This window comes from Thermoclostridium caenicola (assembly GCF_900142095.1).
GTDB classification, from domain to species: domain Bacteria; phylum Bacillota; class Clostridia; order DSM-8532; family DSM-8532; genus Thermoclostridium_A; species Thermoclostridium_A caenicola.
Window position 1 is genome coordinate 1 of the sequence record NZ_FQZP01000090.1, and the last position, 2,890, is coordinate 2,890.

Genomic DNA, 2,890 nt, shown 5'->3' on the forward strand with positions numbered 1-2,890 from the left:
ATCACACGGGCTGAGATGGCCAGGATCATCATTCGCTCCCTTCCCATGATAACCGGTGAGAAGGATATTCCCTACAATGAAAGCGAGATAAGGTCGAGGATAGCGGATTACGACAGCATCCCGGTAAACCTTAGGGATTATGTTTGCAAAGCCTATCAACTTGGCATTCTAGTGGGCGGAACGGATGGAAAGTTTAATCCCAACGGCAACCTGACGCGGGCGTCCGCAGCGGCGGTTATTCACAAGATGCTGGAACCCGGTCTGAGGACGGTTTATACGCCTCCGGAAGAAGTTTGGAGCGATGAGGAATTTGAAGCATATATCAAGGCAAATAACAAGGAGTATCCTAGCATTGCCAAGATCGAAAACAGAAAGATATATTGGAAGAATGCTATCATAAATACTCCTACACTTTTACCAGAAGATAAAAACCCTATAATTAATGAAATAATATACGACTGTGCCAAAACGCTTGCCTATTATGCGTACAAGAATGGAAATGTCTTTAGTTGCGGGTATACAAACTTCTTTGGTGGGGAAGTTTATCTGAGTTATCATCTCGAGAGTAAAATTTATGATCCCAATATTGACATTATGTTTTTCTCTAACCCTCAAATGAGTTATGTTACTTCGGAATATGCGCCAGGAGAGCAAAAAAATCCCTCATTTTATGTATGGACACTTAGTGCTTTATACGATGTTAATTACTTATTAGCGCAAGGTTGGGAACCTGGTAAAGATAGAACAAAATTCTCATGGATACAGGATAAATATGCGGAGGTTTTACAGCAATTATGCTTAATTGTGTATGGTTCTGTACAAGGGAAAGCATTTTATGATTTCCTTATTGACCATCAACTGCATGCTTACTATACAGATTTTTTGAAAGATGACAAATTCATTGGACAGGTGCCAAATGCCAATATTGAAGTTGCATATTACTTTAAAGTTCCCGAGGCTATGGAGAAACAATTCTGGACCACCAAGCCGGAGGTTAGAAAATGAGGAGGAAGTTAAAATTAATAATAACAACTATTGTATTTTTTACTATGCAAATTGTATCCCATGCTGCTACTTATCCATTTAGGCCATATTCGGAAAGTGGACGGCACCTCAACATTAATATTTCATTACGGTATAAAACCGAAGTATTTGGTGATCCCTTTGGTAGGGCTGATCTCCCTGATAAAGGATTTCTAGAGGATAAAGAAAATGGTTGGATGACAAATGAAAAAGGGATTAGGGGCGAATATGCCTATCTGGGATACAATTATAAAGATTATCCAATCACAAATGACCGATATTTTCAAGGATATGACAAGCGAGGCAATGTTTTTACTCAGAACTATAATAATGTAGAGTGGCAAGAAATCCCAAATGCATGGGAGTCATGGAGAGAAATTAGTCAGAATCCCATCCTTCTCAACTACATGCTTACCACCAACTTCTATGACGAGGACCATGTCACTGCAGGAAAAACCGATACTGGCCTTAACTTGCTTAAGCTGTTCAAGATTCCGGAAGGCAGCACTGATTATTCGGAAATCTTTCGGAAGGCCTGGGTTTTAACCACGCCCGATACGGGCAGCGCCCACATCCGGTTAAGATACAACGACACCAACTGGAACACGATAAGGATTCCGGCCATACCTACAATTAAGTGCATCATGACCGCTGAGGCCGACAAGAAAGCCATAGAAACAGGTAAGACGGAAAGCGTGACCGTCAAAATAGATACCAGCCACAGCTACTGGGTGATGGCCGACCAGGAAAGCAAGAACATTTCGGTGCGTAGGTATTGGGCCGGAACAAGTCCCGACAAGGTTGAGAGCGAGGTTGTCACCACTCAGGATAATGTCTGCTATATTACCCTACATAACGTTTCCCCCAATACCATGATCTACGTCTGGAGCAGCGTGACCAGTCATGAGATAGAAACCCTCGGTTTCAACGGAACCGATGAAGCTGTGGCAACCCTCTTTGTTGGCGAAATCTCTTCCTCGGGTGCAATGGTTTCCGGTAACAGGGGAAGGGACGAACAGTTTACCAGTCCGGAGACCCAGGTCATCATCAAGGCCGACCCAAGGGGCAACGAGCGCTTTGATGTATCCCAGGGCATTCCTTCCGGGGAGCCTCTTTATGTCAACATTCTCGCCAGCGAATACCTGTACCGTCTGGGTGTTCGCCAGGTAACGGGTTCGGTTACTGATACCGTCACGGTTTACCATCCGGACGAGGAAGGCAACATTGTTGAATCCCAAGAGAGCTTCACAAGGTCATACAGCTATTACGAGATCACATCCCTTGAGGTCTATGCCATTAAGAGTGCAACAATAGTTAACGAAGCCTTACCCGGCGGGAAAATCACCTTTACGCCATCCGCCGCATATAAACGGCCAAATGTGGAGTTCGTGGATATTGCAGACCATGTGTCAACAGGCAGTTCTTCCTATGCCACAACATATGACACAACACCGGAAGGAATACGGGCGGCTGCCGCAAGCAGCCTGCCGACCTTGACCGTGAAAAATGACATCCTTAAGATCAACGGCAAGGTGATCATGAGCGAGCACGGGTTTTATTCGGAAAGGCTGAAGCCGGAGCTGACAAACTCCGACGCCCTGTTCCAGAGCGGGCTTAGGATACCGCCCGAGGTATTGAACCAGACCTACGCCACCACCGGCACCATTACCTACGAGCGCGTCTATTCCGTTAACCCCAGGGGTGCACAGGAGATGACTTTCCCGCTTGAGGGCAATCCGGTGTCCGTCCATACCCCGGTCTATATCGATATATCCATATCCGATGAGGATGCATACAACCAAAAGCCGAATCCCAATGAGGAAATCAGCGGCCTGGTCCTGGCAAGACCCTTTACGGTTTCCCTGTC

The 2,890-nt window shown here is 45.6% G+C and carries 2 protein-coding genes; both read left to right on the forward strand.

Features of this window, described 5'->3' with window-relative positions:
• On the forward strand, window positions 1-1,005 hold a 1,005-nt coding region (locus F3H12_RS12925; protein WP_207706865.1), incomplete at its 5' end, for an S-layer homology domain-containing protein.
• Window positions 1,006-1,430: 425 nt separating this feature from the next.
• Window positions 1,431-2,890 (forward strand): DUF5704 domain-containing protein (locus F3H12_RS12930; RefSeq protein ID WP_243133297.1); only part of this gene is annotated, 1,460 nt, incomplete at its 3' end.